Source organism: Massilia solisilvae, assembly GCF_024753215.1.
GTDB classification, from domain to species: Bacteria; Pseudomonadota; Gammaproteobacteria; order Burkholderiales; family Burkholderiaceae_D; genus Telluria; species Telluria solisilvae.
The window spans coordinates 17327-37937 of record NZ_JANUGV010000008.1 but is presented as its reverse complement, the minus strand read 5'-3'; the positions used below and the strand labels follow the sequence as shown (position 1 = coordinate 37937).

Here is a 20611-nt window from a genome sequence, read left to right as displayed (position 1 = left end):
CCCCGCGTTCGCGGGGACGACGACTCATCAGGAGGTGGTTTTCTAAAGCGCGACGTGCAAGCGCTCGAGCGTGCTCCTGAGCGTGTCGTTCTGCGGATCCTTGCCCTTGGCCTCGCGCCACAGCGTTTGCGCGTCGGCCTTGCGTCCCTGCGCCCACAGCACTTCGCCCAGGTGCACCGCAATCTCGGGATCGCTGCGCAGCGCATACGCCTTGCGCAATTGCGCTTCCGCTTCCTTCAGGTTGCCCATGCGGTACTGCACCCAGCCCATGCTGTCCATGATGAACGGATCGTCCGGCGCCATTTTCAACGCCTTGTCGATCAGCTGGTACGCCTCCGGCAGACGCACGTTGCGCTCGGCCAGCGAATAGCCCAGCGCATTGTAGGCGTGGCGGTTGTCCGGCGCCTGCGCGATCACCGCGCGCAAGGATTTTTCCATCACGTCCAGCTTGCCCACTTTTTCGGCCAGCAGCGCAAAGTCGTACAGCAAGTCGGTGTTGTTCGGGAAGCGCTGCACCGCGCCCTGCATCAGCTGGAACGATTCCAGCACGCGGCCGGCGTTGCGCAGCACTTCCGATTCGGTCATCACCACCTGCGCCTGCGCGGCCGGCTCCTCGGGCTTGAGCGTTGCGAGCAGCTTGCGCGCGCCCTCGACGTCGCCCTTCTTGCCCAGCAGCTGCGCGCGGCGCAAGCTGGCCGACAGCTGGGCCTGCGGCTCTGCGGTCTGGACCTTGTCGAGCCACGCCAGCGCGGCGTTGAGGTCGCCACGATCTTCGGCCAGTTGCGACAGGATCAGGAGCGCGCGCGTCGGGTCGCGTTCTTCGTCAGGGTCGTTGCCGACCAGGTCCACGAAGCGGGTGAAGTAGCCCTCGGCCGCTTTCGAATCGTTCAGCTGGGTGGACAGGATGCCCAGCGCATACAGCGTGGCCGGGTTGTCCGGCTGCGCCTTGAGCAGCGTGAGGAACTGGCCGCGCGCCGCATCGTACTGCTTGCGGTTGACCAGCACCCGCGCATACGCCATGCGCACGTCGCGCGCGTCGGGATGGGCCTTGAGGAAGCGCTCCAGCACCTCGGCCACCTTGTCGTCGTCTTCCAGCGCCTGCGCCAGCGTCAGCGCGGCGATTTCGGAGTCGGGCTTCATCGACAGCGCGGCCTGCGCCTCGCGCAGCGCGCCCGCCTTGTCGCCCTGCGCCATGGCGGCCTGCGACAGCACCACATGCGCCTCCATCATGTTGCTGTATGGCGCCACCAGCCGTTGCAGCATCTCGGCGCCGGCCTTCTTGTCCGGCGCGCGCAGCAGCAGCTGCTCGGCCTGGAACAGCACCAGCGGGCGCGTCGCCGGCGTGGCCTCGGCGATCTTGCGCTTGAGGATGTCCTCGGCCGGCGCAATGTTGTCCGACATGACCACCAGGCCCAGGTAGTACTGGCTCGCCTCTTCCGAGTTCGGGTCGAGCTCGCGCCACAGCTTGATGGCGGCCAGCGCGTCGTCGGCCTGCTTGGCGGCGACCGCCATTTCGGCCGCACGGCGCGCCAGGCGCGGGTCCTTGGTCTGCTGCGCCAGGCTCAGCATGGTCAGGTACGGTCCCTGCCAGTCACCCTTGCGAAACTCCAGCTCCGCCTTCATCAACTGGTACAGCATGGCACTCGACATCTTGACGTTGGGCAGGTTCTCCGCGGCAGGCGCGGCTGCATCCTCGCCCTCCCTGGCGGGCGTGGCGGCGGCGTGCTGTTCGGCGACCTGCATCGGCGCCTCGGCATGCTGCCCGGGCGTGATGGCGCACGCCGTCAGCAGGCCGGAGAAGGTTACAATGGCGAAAGCGTTTTTCAAGGCAAATCCAGGGTCTCGGAAGATGGCACCGATTCTACGCCCAAGCTCTTGAGCGCGTGCGCGACTGCAACACGAATTTACAAAATTATCAATACTCATGCCTGAACTGCCAGAAGTCGAAGTCACCCGCCTCGGCGTCGCGCCGCACCTGGAAGGACGGGTGGTGGACGGCGTCGTGCTGCGCCGCGACGGCTTGCGCTGGCCGTTTCCGGCACGGCTGGGCGAACTGCTGGCCGGGCGCCGCATCCTGCGCACCGGCCGGCGCGGCAAATACCTGCTGATCCATTTCGAGCACGGCACGCTGATCATTCACCTGGGCATGTCCGGCCACCTGCGCGTGCTGCCGCCTGGCACCGAGCCGAAAAAGCACGACCATGTCGACCTCGTGGTGTCCGGGGCCGGCGGCCAGCAAGTGCTGCGCATGCACGACCCGCGCCGCTTCGGCGCGGTGCTGTGGCACGGGCTGGACGACGGCGACCTGGAACAGCACATCCTGCTGCGCGGGCTCGGCGTGGAGCCGCTCGGCGAGGCCTTCTCGGGCGCCCTGCTCCACCGCGAGACGCGCAAGCGCAGCGCGCCGATCAAGCAGGTGCTGCTGGCCGGCGACATCGTGGTTGGCGTGGGCAATATCTACGCCTGCGAGAGCCTGTTCCGGGCCGGGATCAACCCGAAAACCCCGGCCGCACGCATCAGCCGCGCCCGCTATGACAAGCTGGCAACGGCGATCCGCGAGATCCTGGCGGCCGCGATTGTGCAAGGAGGCAGCACTTTGCGTGATTTTCTTGCAGTGAACGGGCAGTCGGGCTATTTCCAGCAGACATATTTCGTCTATGATCGTGCAGGAGTGCCTTGCCGCAACTGTGGCGCTCCGGTTCGCCAGATCAAACAGGGCCAGCGCTCCACGTTTTATTGCGCGAACTGCCAGCGGTGACGAACACAATGTAGGGTGGGCGGGTTTTCCGCCCACGCGTTCAGCCCAGGCATGTACTGCCGCGGAGCAAACACCGATTGAACGCGTGGGCAGGAGACCTGCCCACCCTACGAAACCCACAGGTAAACATGGATCACGATTTTCAACAGTATGGCGCCTGGCGCACCCGCGTCGCCGCAGCCCTCGCAGCGTACCGCGACGGCTTGCGGCAGGCCGACCTGCTCGACCCGGCGAGCGAACAGCAGTTCGCGCGCGCGCTCGAGCGGCTGGCAGACGACCGGCTGTCGATCGCCTTCGTCGCCGAATTCTCGCGCGGTAAATCGGAGCTGATCAACGCGATCTTCTTTTCCGACTACGGCCAGCGCATCCTGCCCTCCTCCGCCGGCCGCACCACCATGTGCCCGACCGAGCTGCTGTACGACGCCAGCTATGCGCCGTGCATCCGCCTGCTGCCGATCGAAACGCGCGCCCAGCACCTGTCCACCAGCGACTTCCGCGACGACCAGGGTGCCTGGACCGTGTTCCCGCTCGACCTGTCTTCGCCCGAGAAGATGCACGAGACCTTCAGCCAGGTCAGCAAGACGCGCCATGTGCCGGTGGAACAGGCGCAGGCCTACGGCCTGTACGACCCGGAAGATCCCGACCTGGCCTGTGCCCCGGTCGAGAACGGGATGATCGAGATCCCGCTGTGGCGCCACGCGATCATCAACTTCCCGCACCCGCTGCTCAAGCAGGGCATCGTGATCCTCGACACGCCGGGCCTGAACGCGATCGGCACCGAGCCCGAGCTGACGCTGAACCTGATCCCGAACGCGCACGCGGTGCTGTTCGTGCTGGGCGCCGAGACCGGCGTGACCAAGAGCGACATCGACGTCTGGCGCAACCACATTGGCGCCGGCAGCGGACGCCTTGTCGTGCTCAACAAGATCGACACCATGTGGGATGAGCTCAAGAGCGACGCCGCCAACGACGCCGACGTCGCGCGCCAGCAGGCCAGCGTGGCGCGCGACCTCGGGCTGGAAGAGAGCAAGGTGTTCCCGGTCTCGGCCAAGAAGGCGCTGGTCGCGCGCGTCACCGGCAACCAGGCGCTGCTGGCGAAAAGCCGCATGCCGGCGCTGGAGGCGGCGCTGTACGGCGAACTGATCCCCCAGCGCACCGGCATCATCCGCAGCCAGCTTGGCGCCGACCTGGACACGCTCGGGCAAGCGCGCCAGGCCGCGATCGCCACCCGCCGCCACCGCATCGTCGAGCAGCTCGACGAACTGGTGAGCCTGCGCGGCAAGAACCAGGGCGTGATCGGCCACATGATGGCGCGCATCGAACAGGAGAAGAAGGAGTTCGACGCCAGCGTGCAGAAGCTGCAGGGCACGCGCGCCGTGTTCTCGACCCTGTCGGCCGAGCTGCAGACGACGCTGGGCATGGAGGTGGTGCAGCGCCAGATCGACACGGTGCGCGCGGCGATGGAAAGCGCGCGCTTTGCCACCGGCACGCGCGCCCCGGTGCGCGCATTCTTTGAAGAGGCGCGCGGCAACCTGTACGCGTCCAACGCCAAGATTGCCGAGATCGCCGCGATGATCGAGACGATGTACAAGCGCTTCGCGGACGAGCACGGCCTGTCGCTGGCGCCGCCGATCGGCTTGGCGCTCGACCGTTACCAGGCCGAGATCGACCGCATCGAAGGCATCTACCTCAAGCAGTTCGGCACCGCCACCCTGCTTATCACCAGCCGCGGCACGCTGCTGCAGCGCTTCTTCGACTCGATCGCCTCGCGCGTGCGGCGCACCTTCCGCGCCGCGAACGCCGACGCCGACGCCTGGCTGAAAGTGATCATGGCGCCGGTGGAAGCGCAGATCCGCCAGCACAAGGAACAGCTCAAGCACCGCCAGGCGTCGATCCAGCGCATCCACGACGCGACCGACACGCTGGAACAGAAGATCCGCGCGTTCGAGGCGCTGCGCGAAGAGCTCGACCAGCTGGCCGCGCGCCTGGCCTCGCTGGCGCTGGACGTGACCGCCGAACTGTCGGCCGAGCCTGCGGCGTGAAGCGCTTGACCGAATTCGACGAGCTGGCCGATCCGTCTTTTTCCAGCGCGGTGATCGCGTGGCAGCGCGCGCACGGCCGCCACGCCCTGCCGTGGCAGAACACGCGCGACGCCTACCGCGTGTGGCTGTCCGAGATCATGCTGCAGCAGACCCAGGTTGCGGCGGTGCTCGGCTACTACGCCCGCTTCCTCGAACGCTTCCCCACCGTGCACGCGCTCGCGGCCGCCCCGATCGAGGACGTGATGGCGCACTGGAGCGGCCTGGGTTACTACACGCGGGCGCGCAACCTGCACGCCTGCGCCCGCCAAGTGGTGGACCAGTACGACGGCGTGTTCCCGCCCGACCCTGCGCTGCTGGCCGAACTGCCGGGCATCGGCCGCTCCACCGCGGCGGCGATCGCTGCGTTTTCCGGCGGCGTGCGCGCCGCCATCCTGGACGGGAACGTCAAGCGGGTGTTTGCGCGCGTATTCGGCATCGACAGCTACCCGGGCGAAAAGCGCACCGAAGACGCATTGTGGCGACGTGCGCAGGCACTGCTGCCGGAAGGCGAAGGCATCGAATCGTACACGCAGGGGCTGATGGACCTGGGCGCCACCCTGTGCACGCGCGCAAGTCCTGCCTGCGAGCGCTGCCCCTTGCGCGAGCGCTGCGTGGCCTTTGCCACCGGCCGCACGGCCGAACTCCCGGTGCGCAAACCGAAGAAGGCGACACCGGAAAAGCGCGCGGTCATGCTGGCCGTGATCGACGGCGGCGAGGTGCTTTTGCAGCAGCGGCCGGCCAGCGGCATCTGGGGCGGGCTTTGTTCGCTGCCGGAGGTGGACGGGCATGCGCCGATGGATGAAGCGGCCCCGCAAGCGGACGCCGTGGCGGCTTCGGCAAAGGCGTTCGGCGAAGTCGAGGAAGCGGAAGCGCTGCTGCCGCTGGTGCACGTGTTCACGCACTACAAGCTGCACATCACCCCCTACCGCATCGCGCTGTCGGCACGCGCTGGCCTGCCGGACGGCCACCTGTGGTGGAAGCTGGCCGAGATCGACGCGGCGCCGCTGCCGGCGCCGGTCAAGAAGCTGCTGGCCGAGCTGGCCGCACCGAAGCTGTTGTAGGGTGGGCGGCTCTGCCGCCCACGCGTTCGAACCGCGCATGCATGGACTGAACGCGTGGGCAGCCAAGCTGCCCACCCTACGGGTCACTTCAAAGCTCGTCCATCGAATAGATCCGCTTGTGCTCGCGGATCGCATAGCGGTCGGTCATGCCGGCGATGTAGTCGGCGATCTTGCGCGCCTGCTTGAGCGTGTCGCCCGCCTGCACCTGGTAGTCCGGCGGCAGCAGCACCGGATCGGCCATGAATGCGCCGAACAGCTCGCGCACGATGCGGCTGGCCTTCACGCGCGTGCGGTTCACCTGGAAGTGGCGGTACAGGTTCGCGTACAGGAATTTCTTGAGCTCGGTCGTCTCGGCGCGCAGCTTGTCCGAAAAACGGATCAAGGGCGGCGCCTTGCGCACGGCGTCGATATCGGCAGGCGCTGCGTCCGCGATCAGCCGCGCCGATGTCTCCACCAGGTCGGCCGTCATGGTCGTGATCATCAGGCGGATCGTCTCGTACAGTTCGCGCCGCCCCTGCAGGCCCGGATACTGCGCGCGCACTTCGTGCCGGTGGCGCGCGAAGAACTCGACGTCCTCCATTTGCGCCATCGTCAGCAGGCCCGAACGCAGGCCGTCGTCGATGTCGTGGTTGTTGTATGCGATCTCGTCGGCCAGGTTGGTCAGCTGCGCCTCCAGGCTCGGCTGCGCGCGGTCGATGAAGCGCTGTCCCAGCTCGCCCAGCACCCTGGCATTGGCGAGCGAGCAGTGCTTGAGGATGCCCTCGCGCGTCTCGAACGTCAGGTTCAGCCCGTCGAAGGCGCCGTAGTGCTCTTCCAGCTCGTCCACCACACGCAGGCTCTGCAGGTTGTGCTCGAAACCGCCGTAGTCCTTCATGCACTCGTTGAGCACGTCCTGGCCCACGTGACCGAACGGGGTGTGCCCGAGGTCGTGCGCGAGCGCGGTCGCCTCCACCAGGTCTTCGTTCAGGCGCAGGCTGCGCGCCAGCGTGCGCCCGATCTGCGCCACCTCGATCGAGTGGGTCAGGCGCGTGCGGAACAGGTCGCCCTCGTGGTTGAGGAACACCTGCGTCTTGTATTCCAGACGGCGGAACGCGGTCGAGTGGATGATGCGGTCGCGGTCGCGCTGGTACTCGCTGCGCGAGCCGGGCGCGCTCTCCTGATAGCGGCGCCCGCGCGACCTGGACGAATGCGCCGCGTACGGCGCAAGGTGGGCGTCGAAGTCGATCATGCGGTGCAGGCGGCGAGCGTCTCGAGCAGCGTCTCGCGCGCCACGCTGGTCACGCACGGGCTGCCCAGCGGCTTGAGCAGGATGAACTTGATCTGGCCGCCCTCGTTCTTCTTGTCCACTTCCATGAGCTCGATCCAGCGCTCGGCGCCCAGGTCGGGCGCGACCACCGGCAAGCCCGCAGCCTTGACCAGCGCGCGCACGCGCTCCACCGCGGCGCTGTCGATGTAGCCCAGGCGCTGCGACAAATCGGCGGCCATCACCATGCCGCAGCCCACCGCCTCGCCGTGCAGCCAGTTGCCATAGCCGAGGCCCGCCTCGATCGCGTGGCCGAAGGTGTGGCCGAAGTTGAGCACGGCGCGCAGGCCGCTTTCGCGCTCGTCCTTGCGCACCACCTCGGCCTTGATCTCGCACGAGCGCGCGATCGCGTGGGCGAGCGCGTCCGGGTCGCGCGCGACCAGCTTGTCAATGTTCTGCTCGATCCAGTCGAAGAAGCCGGCGTCGAGGATCGCGCCATGCTTGATCACCTCCGCCAGCCCGGCCGACAGTTCGCGCGACGGCAGCGTGTCCAGCGTGCCGATATCGGCCAGCACGGCGCGCGGCTGGTAGAACGCGCCGATCATGTTCTTGCCCAGCGGGTGGTTGATGCCGGTCTTGCCGCCCACCGAAGAATCGACCTGCGCCAGCAGCGTGGTCGGCACCTGCACGAACGGGACGCCGCGCATGTAGGTGGCGGCGGCAAAGCCGGTCATGTCGCCGATCACGCCGCCGCCCAGCGCCACCAGCGTGGTCTTGCGGTCGCACTTGTTGGCCAGCAGCGCGTCGAAGATCAGGTTGAGCGACTCCCAGGTCTTGTACTGTTCGCCGTCCGGCAGCACGATCTCGATCACCTCGTGCCCGGCGGCCCTGATCGGCGCGGCCACGCGCTCCAGGTACAGGGGGGCGATGGTGGCGTTGGTGACGATGGCGGCCTTGCCGCTGCCGAGATGGCGCGCGACGAGGCCGGCGTCGTCCAGCACGGCGCTGCCGATCACGATGGGGTAGCTGCGGCTGCCAAGGGCCACGTCGAGGTTGATGCGTTTTGTCTGGTTCATTGCTGTTCCTGGCCGCTCCTTCACGCATGCGGCCATCTGTTCGAGGATGGTGCCAACCATCGATTGTACGTTAGGCCGCCCGGTGTCGATCACCAGGTCGGCCACTTCGCGGTACAGCGGTTCGCGCTGGGCCAGCAGTTCTTCGAGCTTCTTGCGCGGGTCGGCCGTCTGCAGCAGCGGCCGGTTGCGGTCGTGAGCGGTGCGCTGCAGGATGCTGTTGATCCCGGCGCGCAGATAGATCACGGTGCCGCGCTCGGCCAGCAGCTTGCGGTTGGCCGGGTCCAGCACCGCGCCGCCGCCGGTGGCCAGCACGATGCCGTGCTGGCCGGTGAGCTCGCGGATCATGTCGGCCTCGCGGCGCCGGAAGCTGGCCTCGCCCTCGATCTCGAAGATCCACGGGATCGAGGCTCCGGTGCGCGCCTCGATCTCGTGGTCCGAATCGACGAAGCGCTTGCCGAGCTTGCGCGCGAGCAGGCGCCCGATGGTGGTCTTGCCGGCCCCCATCAGGCCAACCAGGAAAATATTGTCGTTCTTAGCGTCCGGCACTTGTTACGCGATCCGTTTGAAAATGAAAAACGGCCAGTACGATCACTGGCCGCCCTTGTACGTTCGTCAAAACCCTTTACGGGCAGCTAAACGACAGTTTAAACGGAATAGTGGTCGTATTGCCCGCCGGCGTCTTCGCTGCCACGCTAAAGGTCGCATTGGAAGGCCCGGTGCAGTTGGACTGCTGGCTGCTCGTAATCGTGAACGTGTGGATCGAGCCCTGCGGACCTGCGCTCGCCGCGGCCGGCGCAATGTCCGGTACGCTGCCGGGGGTGACCTGAGCCGCCCCGTTCGCCATATTCGCGATCGAAACGGTCGTGCCGGTCGGCAGCGGATTGTTGTTGAAGTCGGTCAGCAACAGGCTGAACACGAAAGGCGTGGCCGAGCCGCTGGTACCCAGATCATTCACCGACGACAAAGAAACCGGCTTGGCCGGGTCGCCGTTCATGTAAGCGCGGCCGATGGCGTTGTCCGAGAAGTAAAGCTCGACCTTGCCAAACACCGTGTTGGTGCCATCGGTGGTGCTGGCGCAGACCGTCGCCACGCCGGCGCGCGTGTTGTCGGCGGTCTGCTTGTTGCACGGAGTCACGGGTTGGCCTGGCGTGGCCACCAAGGGCTGCTGCACACGGAAGTCGACCGTGCAGCCGCCGTTGGTGGTGATGCAGCCGCCCTGGCTGGACGAGCCGATCGTGCCCATATTGGTCTGGAACACGACTGGCGTGCCATCCGGCACCGGGTTGCCGTTCATGTCGCCGATCATCACGCTGACGGTGGTCGCCGGCGAGCTCGGCGAGCTCTGGATGGTCGCATCGAGCGCATGTTTGCCCGGCGCCAGCGAGAACGCCCCCTGGAACGGCAGGCCGGTCGTGACCACGATCGAGTCCGACCAGGTGGACACGCCCGGGTTGTTATGCAGCGCGGCCTTCACGCGGAAACTGGTGGCGACCGTGCCCGAGTTAACCGTCGTGATCACCTCGCCATTCTGGTCCGTGGTGTCGCTGGCCTTGTTGACCGTGACCGCCGAGGTGGACGACGTGAAGTCCACCGTGGCACCCGACAGCGGGTGGTTGAAGATGTCGACGACCTTGAACTTCAGGCTGGCGGTCTCGGTGCGGCCGTTGCCGCCCTGCCCCTTGATCACGATCGACTGCCCGCTTGGCAACGCACTCTCGAATTGCACCGACGCCGCGGTCGGCGGGGCGATGCTGAGCTGGACCGTGGCCGGCTTGACGATGCCGGTGGCGGTGGCCGTGATGGTGTCGTTGTTGCCGCAGCCCTGGTCGCGGTACACGGTCTGCGCGGTGCCGTTGTTGGTTGCCACCACCGATGCCAGCGTCGCCTTGCCGGCCGTCACGCAGGCCGAGCTGAAGTTCACGCTGACCTGCTGGTCGGTGTACTTGCCGCTGCCGGCCAGCACGTCCACCGACAACACGGTCGAGCCATAGGCCTGGACGCTGGTCGGGTTGGCGGTCAGGGTGCCGAAGGTGAGCGTGGTCGAACCGACCGAATAGTTGGCGCTGCCGGAGACGGAGGTACCGTTCAGGCTGCTGGTCGCGGTCACGGTGCCGGCGCCGCCGGAGGCCAGGCTGGAGGCGCGCATGGTGACGCTGGCCACGCCATTGGCGTCGGTCAGCGCGGTGCCGGTGGCCGGTGAAAACACGGCCAGCGTGTTGTCGGTGGCGAACGCCACAATTGCGTTCGGCACCGCCTTGCCTGTCTTGTCCAGTACGGTTGCCTTGGCGGTCAGCTGGCTGGCGCCGGACAGGGCGTTGGTGGCCTGGCCGCTGCTGTTGACGAAAGCGACCGAGATGGTCGGCGCTGCGGTTGTCGTGCCACCGCTGCCGGTGCCGCTGCCGCCGTTGCCGGTGCCGACCGTGAGGCCGGGGCTGCCGCCGCCGCCACCGCAGGCCGACAGGACCAGCGCCAGCAGAAGGACCGCCGCGCGCTTGCCGTTGTGTTGGAAGTGAATATTCATGTCTGACAGGTTTCTTGTTGGTTCTTGTCCGACAGCGCAGTTCAGCGCGCCGTCGCCAGTTTGTCCGCCACGATCTTCGGCGTGATGAAGATCAGCAGCTCGGTCTTGGCCGTTTCGTGCCCGGTGTTTTTGAACAGGTAGCCCAGCAGCGGCACATCGCCCAGCAGCGGCACCTTGTTGGTGTTGCTGCGGTCGGTCTGCTGGTAGATGCCGCCCAGCACCACCGTGCCGCCGTTCTCGATCATCGTGCGGGTGTTCACGTGCTGGTTGTTGATCGCAAAGCCGGCCGGGGTCTGGTCGCCCTTCGAATCCTTGCTCACGTCCACGTCCAGCACCACGTTGCCGTCAGGCGTGATCTGCGGGGTCACTTCCAGCCGCAGGTTGGCCTTCTTGAAGGTGATCGCGGTCGCGCCGCTGCTGGTGGCGGTCTGGTACGGCAGCTCGATGCCCTGCTCGATCGTGGCCACGTGCTTGTCCTCGGTCAGCACGCGCGGGCTGGAGATGATCTGGCCCTTGCCGTCCGCCTCCAGTGCCGACAGTTCCAGGTTCAGGAACCGGTTGGCGCTCGGCGAGAACAGCGAGAACGCGAGCGAGGGCGCGGACACGCCGTTGATGCCGGCCGCCGGCAGGTTCACGAACTGCATGTTGTTGTAGGAGTCGTTGCTGTTGGCGACCTGCCCGGTGACCTGGCCGACCCCGGTCAGGTTGCCGGCCACGGCAATCCGGTTGTTGGTGTTGCCGAGCTGGTAGCCGGAATCGCCGCCACGCACCGTGCGCATGTCCGAGAAGCCAAGCTTGGCGCCAAGGGTGCGCGAGAAGCCATCGTTGGCCTCGACCAGGCGCGCCTCGATCAGCACCTGCTTGGTCGGCACGTCCACCTTCAGGATCAGCTTGCGCAGGTCTTCGATCTTGGCCGCGATATCGGTCACGAACAGCTGGTTGGTGCGCGGGTCGGCGATCACGCTGCCGCGCTTGGACAGCACGCTGTTGTTGCCGCCGGTACCGGTGTTGGCGCCCGCGCCGCCCGCGCCGAGGCCGAGCATGGTGCGGAACGCATCCACTTTCTGGTAGTTCAGCTGGAACACCTCCGAGCGCAGCGGCTCCAGCTCGGCAATCTGGGCGCGCTGCTCGAGCTCGAGCTTTTCCTTGGTGAGCAGCTCATCCTTGGGCGCGATCCACATCACGTTGCCGTTCTTGCGCATGTCCAGGCCCTTGGCCTGCAGCACCACGTCGAGCGCCTGGTCCCACGGCACTTCCTTCAGGCGCAAGGTCAGGTTGCCGCTGACCGAGTCGCTGGTGATGATGTTGATCCCGGAGATGTCGGCGATCGCCTGCAGCACCGCGCGCACTTCGACGTTCTGGAAGTTGAAGGTCACCTTCTCGCCGCGGTAGCCGCCGCTGCCCTGGGCCAGCTTGTTCGGATCTTCCTTGATCGGGCGCACGTCCACCACCAGCTGGGTGTCGCTCTGGTACACGCTCTGCTCCCACAGGCCGTGGGCGTCGATCGTCATGCGCACGTTCCCGCCCTGCGGCGCGGTGGTCACGCGGGTGACCGGGGTGCCGAAGTCGGTCACGTCCAGGCGGCGGCGCAGCGCCGGCGGCAGGCTGGTGTTCAGGAAGTCGACCAGGACCTGGTTGCCGACCTGGCGCACGTCCACCGCGACCTGGCTGTTGGGCAGGTCGACCACGATGCGGCCTTCGCCATTGGCGCCGCGGCGGAAGTCCAGGTCGCGCAACGCCTGGCGTGGCGCCTGCGGCGCATCGGCCTTTGCGACCGGCAGGCCGGTGGCGTTGACCGCCTGCGCCACCCCACCCGAGCCTTCGACCGTCACGATCACCGAGTTGCCGTCGATCGCGGTGGCGTAGTTGAGCGCGCGTTTCAGGTTCAGCACCAGGCGGGTACGTTCGCCGGCCTGCACCACGTTCACCCCGCGCACGTCGCCCAGGTTGATGTCCTGCGCGCTCTTGCCGCTAGCGTTGGCGGTGGCGCCGAAGTCGAGCGCGATGCGGGCCGGGTTGGTGATCGAAAAGCCGATCGGGAGCTTGGCCGGCGCATGCTTCATCGCGATGTTGACGACCACGTTCGAACCTTGCTGGTTCGCGGTGATCGACTCGATCGCGTTGTCCTGCGCCAGCGCGGCCGGGCCGGCCAGCGCCAGCAGCAGCGCCGCGGCGAACTGTGCCAGCCACACGGGCAGGCCATACCTTGCAACTCGGGTCATCTTCCCAGTCTCCTTACTTACTTTCCTGCAGTTCCAGCCGCGCCATGCGCTCGACCCAGTCGCCGCCGGCGTCCTGCACCACCTCGCGGATGTCGATCGCGTTCTCGGTCACGCGGGTCACCAGGCCAAAGTTCTGGCCCACGCGCATGCCGCTCTTCACCTGGTACACGTTCTTGTCGATCTGCAGCAGCGCGTACACGATGCCGCTCTTTTGCAGCGAGCCGACCATCTTCATGGTGTCCAGCGGATAGCTCTCAAGCACTTCCTTGGGCCGGTTCATGTCGGGCCGGTTGGGGTTGTTCGAGGTTTCGGCCGCCCTGGCCAGCTCGACCAGCAGCTTTTGCGCGGAGAACGGGTCCACCGCGTCGCGCGCGTTGTAGGCGAATGGCACGAATTCCTTGGGCGGCGCAAGCGGCTTGACCGACGGCTTGGTGTCCTTCTGCACCTGCGCCATCCAGTCGCGCACCTCGCGCACGTCGCTGTCGCCGCAGCCGGACAGCAGGAGCGCGCAGGCAAGGACGAGTTTGCGGCTCATTTCTTGTCCTCCTTGCCCTTCTTCTTGTCGGCGCGCGCCTTGCGCTGCGCCGCCGCTTCATCCGGATCGAGGTAGCGGAAGGTCTTGGCGGTCGCGTCGAGCGACAGCAGGTTGTCCTTGATGCTGGCCAGCGCCAGGTTGTTCAGTGTGACGATGCGCGGCAGGTGCGCCATGTCGGCCGCGAACGAGCCGATGTCGTGGTAGCTGCCGGTGACACGGATCGCGATCGGCAACTCGGCGTAGTAGTCCTTGACCACCACCTGGCCCGGCTTGAACAGCTCGAACTGCAGGCCGCGCCCCAGGCCGGCCTGGTTGATGTCCGACAGCAGCGCGGCCATCTCGGCCTTGCTCGGCAGCTGCTTCTCGAGGCGCTCGACGTACTGGTCCACCTGCACCTTCTGCGCCTTGAGCGCGTCCAGGTTGATCGCCTGCGCCATCTTGCTCTGGTAATCGCCGCGCAGCCGGACCTCGTCGGCGGCCAGGCGGTCCTGCTCCTCGAACTGGCCGCTCCAGTACAGGAAATAGCCGGCAAGCACCACCGCGACGGTGACGCCGGCCGCGCACAACAGCCGCGGCGCCAGCGGCCACAGGCCGGGCGGGCGCCCCTTCAGTCCCTGGAATTGCGCGGACAGGTCGGCGGAAAGTTGTTTGAGATCGATATTCACGCTTTTCATCCGATCTGCCCGTCCGCTTTGCCGTTGCCCTTGGCGCCGGCGGCGCCGCCCTTGCCGCCTGCCTTGGCGGCTTCTTCCTTGTCACGCGCGCGCTTGATGTTGACCGACAGCGTGAACTCGACCACCTTCTTGCCCACCTTGCTCTGGGCCAGGGTGGTCGCCTTCACCTCGTTCAGGTCGGGGCGTTCCAGCCACGGCGAGCCGGACGCCAGGTTGCGCAGCAGTTCGGCCACCCGCTCCTGCGACTGGGCGATGCCGTTGATCGTCACCTTCTGGCCGTCCTGCTTGAGCATCTTCAGGTACACGCCTTCCGGGGTCTGCTTGACCAGCTCGTCGAGCAGGTACACCGGCTGGTTGCGGTCGCCCTGCAAGTCCTCGACCGCCTGCTGACGCGCCTGCAGCGCCTCGATTTCCTGCTTGAGGGTAGCGATCGCCGCGATCTTCTTGTCGAGCTCGCCGTTGGCAGTGGCCAGCACGAGATTGCGCTCGTTCTGAATCGAGATGCGGCTGGCGTTGTAGCCGCCCACCAGCAGCACCAGCGCCACGCCGGCGACGCCGCCGGCGGCCAGCATCGCAATGAACGCGGCCTGTTTCTGCTTGCGTTTCGCTTCCCGGTGCGGGAGCAGGTTAATCCTGATCATCAGCCAAACCTCCGCATCGCCAGCCCGCACGCGACCAGGTAGGCCGGCGCCTCGGCCTTGAGCTGCTGCTCGCGCACCTCCGGCCCCAGCTGCATGCCCTTGAACGGCGAAATCACCGCGCTGGCGATCCGGGTGCGGCTGGCGATCATGTCCAGCAGGCCCGGCACCTGCGCGCAGCCGCCAGCCAGGTACAGCTGGTCGATGCGGGTGTACGGGGTCGAGGTGTAGAAGAACTGGATCGCGCGCGTCACCTCCAGCGCGGCGTTCTCCAGGAACGGGCCGAGCAGGTCGGCCTGGTAGTTCTCGGGCAGGTCGCCGTTTTTCTTGCGGGTGTCGGCTTCCTCGAACGACAGGCCGTAGGCGCGCACGATGTCCTGGGTCAGCTGGTTGCCGCCGAACGGCTGCTCGCGCTCGTAAATCGTCTCGCCGTCGAGCATCACCGAGATATGGGTGGCGCCGGCGCCGATCTGGAACAGCGCCACGATCTGGTCCTTGCCCGCCTGCGGCATCTGCGCCACGATGCGGTCCAGCGCGGCGCGCGCGGCGTACGATTCGATGTCCATCACGGTCGGCACCAGGCCGGCCGCCTCGGCGATCGCGGCGCGGTCCTCGACCTTTTCGCGACGCGCGGCGGCCAGCATCACCTCGATGTCGTCGGGCGCGTTGGGCGCCACGCCGATCACGTCAAAGTCCAGGCTCACCTCATCGAGGGCGAACGGGATATACTGGCTCGCCTCGGATTCGACCTGGACCTCGAGCTGGTCTTCGCTCATGCCGGCCGGGAGCACGATTTTCTTGGTGATCACGGCCGCCGGCGGCATGCCCAGCGCCACATTCCTGGCCTTGGTGCCGCTCTTCTTGACCACCCGCCGCACCGCCTCGGTGACCGCCTCGATGTTTTCGATATTGCCGTCAACCACGGCGCCGCGCGGGAGCGGTTCGCTGGCGCAGCGTTCCAGGCGCAGCTCGCCCTTGCCGGCGTCGGCCAGCTCGACCAGGCGCACCCCGGACGTGCTGATGTCCACCCCGACCAGGGGCGGATTGGCTTTGCCGAACAAGGAACCTAGATTGATCACGAGCGTACTCCCTCCTGCAACATCTGTTCTTGGCAGAACTGTTTTGAACGCCCGCGCGCGGGATGCTTGTTCGTTATTGTTCGTTATAAAACCGGTATTTAGTGCACATTTATCAGGCACTACATGAGATCGTAGCAATAAGGTTGTGTGTGCACAAGAAATTTCTTCACTGGAACTTTACGTTTGCAGGCTGTGGACAACACTCGGGCGTGGCCGCTGGAACGGCTGAGTCCGCGCCGCCTGCGATAACCCTGACTTATAATGAAGCGCATCAATAAGCCGAAAGAGCCTCACGCATGAAACCAACGGAACCGGCTTCGACGCCCCCGAGTCCCCGTCCGGGCGAGCCCAAACGTTACACGCCGAAACGAATTGTCCTGACCCTGCTGGCCGCCCTGGCCGGCCTGGGCGTGGTCGGCGCGCTGGTGATCGTGTTCGCGCTGGCAATGGCCTACCCCAACCTGCCGGCGCTGGACACCATCACCGACTACCGGCCGAAGATGCCGCTGCGCATCTTCACGGCCGACAACGTGCTGATCGGTGAGTTCGGCGAGGAGCGCCGCACCCTGGTCCACTTCAAGGACATCCCGGACGTGATGAAGAAGGCCGTGCTGGCCATCGAGGACGACCGCTTCTACGAGCATGGCGGCATCGACTACTGGGGCATCCTGCGCGCCATGCTGCACAACGCAACCGGCGGCGCGCGCCAGGGTGCCTCGACCATCACCCAGCAGGTCGCGCGCAACTTCTTCCTGTCGTCCGAGCAGACCTTGAAGCGCAAGGCCTACGAGGCGCTCTTGGCGTGGAAGATCGAGAAGAACCTGAGCAAGGACCAGATCCTCGAGCTGTACATGAACCAGATCTACCTGGGCCAGCGCGCCTTCGGCTTCCAGTCGGCGGCCCAGATCTACTTCGGCAAGGACCTGAAGGACATCAGCGTGGCCGAGGCGGCGATGCTGGCCGGCCTGCCCAAGGCGCCGTCGGCCTATAACCCGGTGGTCAACCCGACCCGCGCGAAAACGCGCCAGCAGTACATCCTGCAGCGCATGCACTCGCTCGGCTACATCACTGACGCCCAGTATGAACAGGCCCGCAACGAGAAGCTGCACATCAAGTCCGACAGCACCGCGTTCGGCGTGCATGCCGAGTACGTGGCCGAAATGGCGCGCCAGCTGGTCTATGAGCAGTTCAAGGAAGACACCTACACGCGCGGCCTGAACGTGTTCACCACCATTACCAAGGCCGATCAGGATGCCGCCTACCTGGCGCTGCGCCGCGGCGTGATGGACTACGAGCGGCGCCACCCGTACCGCGGGCCGGAGGCCTACATCGACCTGCCCTCGTCGCGTGCCGAGGCCGACGAAGCGATCGAAGCCGAGCTGGCCGAGCACCCGGACAGCGACGACATCATCGCCGCCGTCGTGCTCGAGGCCTCGCCCAAGCAGGTGCGCGCGGTGGTCGCCTCGGGCGAGGAGATCACGATCAGCGGGCCGGGGCTGGCGTTCGCACAGGGCTGGCTGTCGGACAAGGCCCAGCCGAACCGGCGCATCCGCCGCGGCGCGGTGATCCGCGTGACGCAGGACGGCGGCTCGAGCTGGAACATCACCCAGATGCCGGAAGTCGAGTCGGCCTTCATCGCAGCCGATCCGGACGACGGCGCGATCCGCGCGCTGGTGGGCGGCTTCGACTTCAATCGCAACAAGTTCAACCACGTCACCCAGGCCTGGCGCCAGCCGGGTTCGTCGTTCAAGCCGTTCATCTACTCGGCCTCGCTCGAGCGCGGCCTGTCGCCGGCGACCGTCATCAACGACGCCCCGATCTCGTTCGACGCCGGCCAGACCGGCGGCCAGGCGTGGGAACCGAAGAACTACGACAACAAGTACGAAGGGCCGATGACCATGCGGCGGGCGCTGACCAAGTCCAAGAACATGGTCTCGATCCGCATCCTGAACAAGATCGGCGCGCGCTACGGGCAGGAATACGCGACCCGCTTCGGCTTCGAGGCCGACAAGAACCCGGCCTACCTGACCCTGGCGCTGGGCGCCGGCGCCACCACGCCGCTGCAGATGGCAGGCGCGTACTCCGTGTTCGCCAATGGCGGCTACCGGGTCAACCCGTACCTGATCGCCAAGGTGACGGACGCCGACGGCAAGGTGCTGTCCGAAGCGCGGCCTGAAAAGGCGGGCGTGGAGAGCAACCGCGTGATCGACGAGCGCAATGCGTTCCTGATGGACAGCATGCTGCGCGACGTGGTGCGCTATGGCACCGCGGCGAAAGCCGGCCAGATGCTCAAGCGCCCCGACCTCGCGGGCAAGACCGGCACCACCAATGACTCGATCGACGCCTGGTTTGCCGGCTACCAGCCGCACCTGGTGGCGATCGCGTGGATCGGCTACGACCAGCCGCGCAACCTGGGCAACAAGGAAACCGGCGGCGGCCTGGCGCTGCCGATCTGGATCGGCTACATGCAAAAGGCGCTCAAGACGGTGCCAGTGGAAGAGCGGGCGGTGCCGCAGGGGCTGGTGCAGGTGGGCGACGAGTACTACTATGCGGAGAACCCGCCGGGATCGGGCGTGCAGTCGCTGGACGTCGGCCCGCAACCGACGCAGGCGGAGCAAAAAGCGAAGGATGCGGTGAGGAACGAGCTGTTCTGACCGGAGCTACACAACCCGCCCGCCGCTACCCTCGCCAACGTCGTCCCCGCGCAGGCGGGGACCCATAGAACGTGTCCCTCTCTTCGAAAGCGCGCAGCGGGCCAGCAAGCTCAGCATGGGTCCCCGCCTCCGCGGGGACGACGTTGTTTAACGTGCGCAACTACCCGGCAATGTTGACCTGCGCCCCCCCCTGCTCGCTGGCCAGCTTCGACAGCGCCGCAAAGAACTCCGAATCGTCGCGCGTATTGCGCCACTGGCCGTCCACGCGCTTGTAGTGATAGCCGCCGGCGCGCGCCGCAACCCACATTTCCTGCAGCGGCGCCTGGCTGTTGACGATGATTTTCGAACCGTTGGCGATGAATTCGATCTCAAGCACATTGCCGCTGCGCTTGCACTCGACGTCGAGCACGTCCTCGTCGTTCAGCCGGTCCATCGCGGTTTCGATCGTATCCAGGGTCGAATCGGCCAGGTCCAAAAATTCGGTTTCGCTCATGCTACACTCCAAGATCTGCTAATCAAACCGTGATTCTAATTCAATCGTGAAGCCCGCATTTGCGCTCCCATTTGCCGCCACGCTGGCCGCCGCGCTGGCCGGCTGCGGCCAGCCCGGCCCGCTGTACATGCCGCCGCCGCTCAAGCCCGCGCCCGCCGCCACCGCTCCGGCCACCGCCGCGCCGCAGGGCAGCGCGCAGCCGGCGACCGTGACCACCACCGGCCAGGCACCGTCCGGTTCCCTGCCCCCTGTTTCCTCGACACCTGCCCCCACCCAACAGTAAACATGTCGCACTTTTCGTACCAAAACGGCGTCCTGAACGCCGAAAGCGTCCCTTTGTCCCAAATTGCCGCGCAATTCGGTACCCCGACCTATGTGTATTCCAAGGCCGCGCTGCTGGAAAACTTCCACGCCTACGCCGACGCCTGCCGCGGCCGCGATGCGCTGGTGTGCTATGCAATGAAGGCCAACTCGAACCTGGCGGTGCTGGACCTGCTGGTACGCGAAGGCGCGGGCTTTGACATCGTATCGGGCGGCGAACTGCTGCGCGCGCTGGCAGCGGGAGCCGACCCGGGCAAGGTGATCTTCTCGGGCGTGGGCAAAACCGTCGAGGAAATGAAGCTGGCGCTCGACAAGGGCATCCTGTGCTTCAACGTCGAGTCGATCCCCGAGCTGCATCGCCTGAACGATGTGGCCGGCCAGATGGGCAAGCGCGCCAAGGTGTCGCTGCGCGTGAACCCGGACGTGGACGCCAAGACCCACCCCTATATCTCCACCGGCCTGAAAGCGAACAAGTTCGGTGTGGCGTTCTCGGATGCGCTGGACACCTACCGCGCCGCCGCCCGCCTGCCGCACCTGGAAGTGGCGGGCATCGACTGCCACATCGGCTCGCAGCTGCTGGACGACGCGCCGCTGCTGGAAGCGCTGGACAAGCTGATCGACCTGATCGACACGCTGGCCGCCGAGGGCATTCATCTGCACCACCTCGACATTGGCGGGGGCATCGGCGTGAACTACGGGGCGGCGGGCGACGAGCCGCCGGTGCCGGTGGGCGAATACATCGGCCGCGTATTCCAGCGCATCGACGCCTGGCGCGCCGCCAAGTACGACGGCAAGCCGATCAAGGTGATCTTCGAGCCGGGCCGCTCGATCGTGGCCAACGCCGGCGCGTTGCTGATGTCGATCGAGTTCCTCAAGCCGGGCGAGGAAAAGAATTTCTGCGTGGTGGACGCGGCGATGAACGACATGATGCGCCCGACCCTGTACGAAGCCTGGATGGCGGTGCAGCCGGTCACGCCGCGTGAAGGCAAGGCGCTGTGCTACGACCTGGTCGGCCCGATCTGCGAGTCCGGCGACTGGCTGGCGCGCGGCCGCGAACTGGCCGTGCAGCCGGGCGACCTGCTGGCGATGATGACCGCCGGCGCCTACGGCATGTCGATGGCGTCGAACTACAACACCCGCGGCCGCGCGGCTGAAGTGATCGTTGACGGCGACAAGGTGCACCTGGTGCGCCGCCGCGAGAAGCCGGAAGAGCTGTACGCGCTGGAGACGATCATCAGGTAAGTGATGTGGCCGG

At 66.6% G+C, this 20611-nt stretch carries 16 protein-coding genes; 6 read left to right on the top strand and 10 right to left on the bottom strand.

The features are described from left to right. Nucleotides 1-42: 42 nt before the first annotated feature. Nucleotides 43-1827 carry a tetratricopeptide repeat protein gene (locus NX773_RS21050; RefSeq protein ID WP_258858233.1) on the bottom strand — a complete coding sequence of 595 codons (1785 nt, stop codon included), beginning with the start codon at nucleotides 1825-1827 and terminating at the stop codon, nucleotides 43-45. A gap of 97 nt (nucleotides 1828-1924) precedes the next feature. Between NX773_RS21050 and mutM the strand changes: the two genes are divergently transcribed. The 3 genes from mutM to mutY all read left to right on the top strand — a co-directional run bounded on the left by mutM (nucleotide 1925) and on the right by mutY (nucleotide 5900). Next, nucleotides 1925-2758, top strand: coding sequence for a bifunctional DNA-formamidopyrimidine glycosylase/DNA-(apurinic or apyrimidinic site) lyase (mutM, locus tag NX773_RS21045; RefSeq protein ID WP_258858232.1), 834 nt, complete (start codon nucleotides 1925-1927; stop codon nucleotides 2756-2758). A 128-nt stretch (nucleotides 2759-2886) separates the two neighbouring features. After that, nucleotides 2887-4800: a dynamin family protein gene (locus tag NX773_RS21040; protein ID WP_258858231.1), complete on the top strand. Its 1914-nt coding sequence runs from the start codon at nucleotides 2887-2889 to the stop codon at nucleotides 4798-4800. Then, nucleotides 4797-5900: an A/G-specific adenine glycosylase gene (gene mutY / locus NX773_RS21035; protein ID WP_258858230.1), complete on the top strand. Its 1104-nt coding sequence runs from the start codon at nucleotides 4797-4799 to the stop codon at nucleotides 5898-5900. Before NX773_RS21040 ends, mutY begins: the two co-directional genes overlap by 4 nt. Nucleotides 5901-5988: 88 nt before the next feature. On the opposite strand, the gene NX773_RS21030 is transcribed toward mutY, so the two are convergent. The 8 genes from NX773_RS21030 to NX773_RS20995 all read right to left on the bottom strand — a co-directional run bounded on the left by NX773_RS21030 (nucleotide 5989) and on the right by NX773_RS20995 (nucleotide 15888). Next, the gene (locus tag NX773_RS21030; protein WP_258858229.1) at nucleotides 5989-7128 is read right to left on the bottom strand and encodes a deoxyguanosinetriphosphate triphosphohydrolase; all 1140 of its coding nucleotides are present in this window, start codon (nucleotides 7126-7128) and stop codon (nucleotides 5989-5991) included. Then, a complete protein-coding gene (gene aroKB, locus NX773_RS21025) occupies nucleotides 7125-8723 on the bottom strand; it encodes a bifunctional shikimate kinase/3-dehydroquinate synthase AroKB (RefSeq protein WP_370662276.1) in 1599 nt (532 codons plus the stop codon). Before aroKB ends, NX773_RS21030 begins: the two co-directional genes overlap by 4 nt. A gap of 118 nt (nucleotides 8724-8841) precedes the next feature. Next, nucleotides 8842-10740, bottom strand: coding sequence for an Ig-like domain-containing protein (locus NX773_RS21020; RefSeq protein ID WP_258858227.1), 1899 nt, complete (start codon nucleotides 10738-10740; stop codon nucleotides 8842-8844). 41 nt (nucleotides 10741-10781) lie between these two features. Next, nucleotides 10782-12962, bottom strand: a complete 2181-nt coding sequence (locus tag NX773_RS21015) for a type IV pilus secretin PilQ (protein WP_258858226.1) — start codon at nucleotides 12960-12962, stop codon at nucleotides 10782-10784. Nucleotides 12963-12975: 13 nt separating this feature from the next. Beyond that, the gene (locus tag NX773_RS21010; protein ID WP_258858225.1) at nucleotides 12976-13497 is read right to left on the bottom strand and encodes a pilus assembly protein PilP; all 522 of its coding nucleotides are present in this window, start codon (nucleotides 13495-13497) and stop codon (nucleotides 12976-12978) included. Further along, nucleotides 13494-14171 (bottom strand): type IV pilus inner membrane component PilO, encoded by a 678-nt coding sequence (locus NX773_RS21005; protein ID WP_258858224.1) that lies wholly within the window; start codon nucleotides 14169-14171, stop codon nucleotides 13494-13496. The genes NX773_RS21010 and NX773_RS21005 overlap by 4 nt, the downstream gene beginning before the upstream one ends. Continuing rightward, on the bottom strand, nucleotides 14168-14812 hold the full coding sequence (locus tag NX773_RS21000; protein ID WP_258858223.1) for a PilN domain-containing protein: 645 nt from the start codon (nucleotides 14810-14812) through the stop codon (nucleotides 14168-14170). Before NX773_RS21000 ends, NX773_RS21005 begins: the two co-directional genes overlap by 4 nt. Beyond that, nucleotides 14812-15888: a pilus assembly protein PilM gene (locus tag NX773_RS20995; RefSeq protein WP_258858222.1), complete on the bottom strand. Its 1077-nt coding sequence runs from the start codon at nucleotides 15886-15888 to the stop codon at nucleotides 14812-14814. The genes NX773_RS21000 and NX773_RS20995 overlap by 1 nt, the downstream gene beginning before the upstream one ends. A 296-nt stretch (nucleotides 15889-16184) precedes the next feature. Here NX773_RS20995 and NX773_RS20990 point away from each other — a divergent pair, with 296 nt between their 5' ends. Beyond that, a complete protein-coding gene (locus NX773_RS20990) occupies nucleotides 16185-18542 on the top strand; it encodes a penicillin-binding protein 1A (RefSeq protein WP_258858221.1) in 2358 nt (785 codons plus the stop codon). Nucleotides 18543-18702: 160 nt separating this feature from the next. On the opposite strand, the gene cyaY is transcribed toward NX773_RS20990, so the two are convergent. Then, nucleotides 18703-19035: an iron donor protein CyaY gene (gene cyaY / locus NX773_RS20985; protein ID WP_258858220.1), complete on the bottom strand. Its 333-nt coding sequence runs from the start codon at nucleotides 19033-19035 to the stop codon at nucleotides 18703-18705. A gap of 46 nt (nucleotides 19036-19081) precedes the next feature. Between cyaY and lptM the strand changes: the two genes are divergently transcribed. Next, nucleotides 19082-19318 carry an LPS translocon maturation chaperone LptM gene (gene lptM / locus NX773_RS23580; protein ID WP_370662273.1) on the top strand — a complete coding sequence of 79 codons (237 nt, stop codon included), beginning with the start codon at nucleotides 19082-19084 and terminating at the stop codon, nucleotides 19316-19318. Between the two features lie 2 nt (nucleotides 19319-19320). Beyond that, entirely contained in the window at nucleotides 19321-20598 is a 1278-nt protein-coding gene (lysA, locus tag NX773_RS20975; protein ID WP_258858219.1) for a diaminopimelate decarboxylase, read from the top strand. The last annotated feature ends 13 nt before the right edge of the window (nucleotides 20599-20611 follow it).